Source organism: Micromonospora sp. M51 (genome assembly GCF_018070305.1).
Taxonomy (GTDB): Bacteria; Actinomycetota; Actinomycetes; order Mycobacteriales; family Micromonosporaceae; genus Micromonospora; species Micromonospora parva.
Map to the genome: position 1 here is coordinate 1 of NZ_JAGPXZ010000939.1, position 2,058 is coordinate 2,058.

Genomic DNA, 2,058 nt, shown 5'->3' on the forward strand with positions numbered 1-2,058 from the left:
CCCTGGGACGCCGGTTCGGCAACCGCACCCAGCACGTCGCGAAGGCCATCGCCGGGGTGCCACCCCGGGAGTTGGTCGACGGCGTCCGGGCGAACGGGACGTACCCGCTGTCGGTCGACGGCGCACCGGTCGAGGTGGGCCCGGACGACATCCTGATCACGGAGGTGCCGCGCACCGGTTGGGTGGTGGAGACCCAGCGCGGCGCGACCATCGCGCTGGACACCGAGATCACCCCCGAACTGGCGGCCGAGGGCGTCGCCCGCGACGTCGTCCGCATCGTCCAGCAGGCCCGCCGCGACGCCGACTTCGCGGTGTCCGACCGGGTCACCGTGTCGATCGCCGCGCCCCCGGAGGTGGCGGCGGCGATCTCCACGCATCAGGTGCTCATCGCGCACGAGACCCTCGCGCTCAGGCTGACAGTGGTGGACGCGTTGTCGGAGGGTTTCTCCGGCACCGTGGGCAACGGCTACGAGATCGTCGTCCACGTCGTGCGGGCCTGAGCGGTGGCCGGGTGGCCGGTCAACCGAGCCGGGTCAGGTCCTCCGGGGTCAGGTGCAGGGCACCGGCCGCCACGTTCTGCGCCAGGTGCTCCGGGTTCGCGGTGCCGGGGATGGCCAGCACGTGGGGGCCCTGGTGCAGGGTCCAGGCGAGGCGTACCTGCTGCGGGGTGACGCCGTGGACGCGGGCGACCGCCTCGACGGCCTCGCCCTGCGCGACGCTCGCGCCCGCCTCCCGCCCGGTGCCGGCGAGCGCGAAGAACGGCACGTAGGCGATACCCCGCTCACCGCAGAGCCGGACGAACGGGTCCTGCTCCCGGTAGGCGTCCACACCGTAGTTGTTCTGCACACAGACCACCGGCGCGATGCCCGCCACCTCGTCCAGCTGCTCCGGCCGGACGTTGGAGAGCCCGAGGTGCCGGATCAGCCCGGCGGCCCGCAGCTCGGCGAGCGCGCCGAACCGATCGGCCAGCGGCACCGGGCCCGGCCCCCGGCCGAGGCGCAGGTTCACCACGTCCAGCTGGTCGCGGCCGAGGCGGCGAAGGTTCTCCTCGACCTGATCGCGCAACTGCGCCGGGGTGAACGCCTCGGTGAAGCCCGCCTCCGGGTCGTACCCGAAACCGACCTTGGTGGCGATCACCAGCTCGTCCGGGTACGGGGCGAGCGCCGCGCGGATCAGCTCGGTGGCGTAGCGGGCCGGGCCGGTGCCGACCCGCAGGGTGCCGCCGGGTGAGACGTAGAAGGCGGCCGTGTCGATGTGGTTGACGCCCAACTCCACGGCCCGGCGCAGCAGGGCGACGGCCCGGTCCGGGTCGGGGTTCGCGGTGATCCGCATGGAGCCGAAGCCCATCCGGCGTACGGTGCGGTCGCCCAGGGTCCAGCTGCCCGCCGCGGCGGCGGTGATCTTGTCGGTTGGCATCGGGCGACGATAACCAGCACGGGTGCGCGGCGCAGTCGGCCACGCACCCGATACCGCCAGGCGGCGCGGTGGGTTAGTTTTTATCTACCGACGGAGCCGTTCCAGCCGGGTGCGGCGGGCGCAGCACCGGCACCAGCAGCAGGGTCGGCAGCAGCAGCAGAGGCACCACCAGCAGCGCGCGCAGGGTGCCGACCTGGTCGCCGACCAGCCCCAGCAACGGCGGGCCGCCGAGGAACGCGGTGTAGCCGATCACCGCGACCACGCTCACCCGCACCGCCGCGTGCGACTCGTCGTCGGCCGCCGCGCTCATCCCGACCGGGAAGCCCAGCGACGCGCCGAGACCCCACAGCGCGACGCCGACGACGGCCACCGGCCCGGAACCCGCCAGCACGGCCAGGCCCGCGCCGAGCACGGCGAGGCCGATGGTGCCGCTGATCACCGGTACCCGACCCCAGCGGTCCAGGGCGATGGTGCCGGCGGTACGCCCGATGGTCATGCCCACCACGAAGACCGCGAAGACGGCCGCGCCGGCGGCCTCGCTCAGGTCCCGTCCGTCGATGAACGCCACCGCCAACCAGTCGTTGGCGGCGCCCTCGGTGACCGCGGCCACCAGCACGAACTGCCCGATCAGCGGGGTGCGCG

The 2,058-nt window shown here is 73.9% G+C and carries 3 protein-coding genes; 1 reads left to right on the top strand and 2 read right to left on the bottom strand.

Annotation, left to right across the window (positions count from 1 at the left end; genetic code table 11):
• A partial coding sequence (locus KBX53_RS30990) for a DUF5915 domain-containing protein (RefSeq protein WP_247676479.1) occupies window positions 1-500 on the top strand: 500 nt, incomplete at its 5' end.
• A gap of 19 nt (window positions 501-519) precedes the next feature.
• Here KBX53_RS30990 and KBX53_RS30995 read toward each other — a convergent pair.
• Both KBX53_RS30995 and KBX53_RS31000 read right to left on the bottom strand, forming a co-directional pair.
• On the bottom strand, window positions 520-1,416 hold the full coding sequence (locus KBX53_RS30995) for an aldo/keto reductase (protein ID WP_210863288.1): 897 nt from the start codon (window positions 1,414-1,416) through the stop codon (window positions 520-522).
• Window positions 1,417-1,489: 73 nt separating this feature from the next.
• Window positions 1,490-2,058, bottom strand: a 569-nt coding sequence (locus tag KBX53_RS31000) for a sugar MFS transporter (RefSeq protein ID WP_369010019.1), incomplete at its 5' end; no start/stop codon positions are given.

Bases quoted from the DNA above. Each gene is read 5' to 3' on its own strand.
- KBX53_RS30995 (WP_210863288.1), bottom strand. From the start codon at position 1,416: ATGCCAACCGACAAGATCACCGCCGCCGCGGCGGGCAGCTGGACCCTG.